Here is a 1,125-nt window from a genome sequence, read left to right on the forward strand (position 1 = left end):
AGAGGTCGTTTTCTCCCGGTGTTTCATCCTGGAATAGGTAGTTGATTGGTATTTGCCGGGTCGCGCCAGGAGACGGTGCTCTCGCCGGTGAGACGTCGGGCCATCAGGTCCGTCATGGCCAGGTGGATCATGGCTTCGGAGCGGGCTGCGAGGGTCTCGTAGTCGCGGGCCAGGCGGCGGTGGAGCATCAGCCAGCCGTAGGTCCGCTCGACGGCCCACCGCTTCGGGATCGGGGTGAATCCCCTGGTCCCCGGGGTGCGGGCGGTGATTTCCATGTCGATGCCGAGGGTGGCGGCGTGCTCGACGAGGTGCTGGCGGTAGCCGCCGTCGACCCAGACCTTGCGGATGCCGGGATGCCCGGCGGAGACCTGGTCGAGGAGTTGGGTGCCGGCCACGGAGTCCTGCACGCTGGCCGCGGTGACCAGTACCGCGATCAGGAGGCCGATCGTGTCGGTCACGATGCTCCGTTTGCGGCCCACGATCTTCTTGGCGTTGTCCGTGCCCTGGCTCGTGGCGGGGACGCTGGTGGAGGTCTTGACGCTCTGCGCGTCGATCACGCACGCCGATGGCTCCGCGTTGCGGCCCTCCTGCTGTCGCACCAACTCCCGCAGCAGGCCGTTGAGTTGCGCAAAGATGCCGTCGGACTGCCACTTGGCGAAGTAGCCGTAGACCGTGTTCCAGTTCGGGAAGTCGTGCGGCAGGTAGCGCCACTGCACCCCGGTGCGGTCCACGTACAAGATCGCGTTCATGATCTCACGCAGGTCGTGCTCGGGTGGCCGGCCAAATCCCAGGGCCCGGCCACGGCGCTCGTGGCGCCACGCCGACAGCACTGGCGCGATCAACTCCCAGCGGGCATCGGACAGATCACTCGGATATGCGCGACGGTCGGTCATGACATGGAGGTATCGCTGGTCGGGGGCGTGCGCCCAGGCGTGTGTTCTGCCGAGCTGAAGCACGGAACAGATCCAGGCGTCCTGGGATGAGACAGGCGCAAGCCGACTCCCGTCTCGGACGCCACACCCTCCGTCCCGACAAGCACGACCGACCCGACCGCCTCACCCGTACCAATGCATCAGCGGGTGCAATAGTGAAAATACCGACGCACTAAAGGTGAAAACGACCTCT

The 1,125-nt window shown here is 65.9% G+C and carries 1 protein-coding gene; it reads right to left on the reverse strand.

Features of this window, described 5'->3' with window-relative positions; all coding sequences use genetic code 11:
* Nucleotides 1-23: 23 nt before the first annotated feature.
* On the reverse strand, nt 24-893 hold the full coding sequence (locus tag ACWCRD_RS44965; RefSeq protein WP_450971461.1) for an IS5 family transposase: 870 nt from the start codon (nt 891-893) through the stop codon (nt 24-26).
* Nucleotides 894-1,125: the final 232 nt, after the last annotated feature.

Source organism: Streptomyces sp. NPDC002092 (assembly GCF_053593775.1).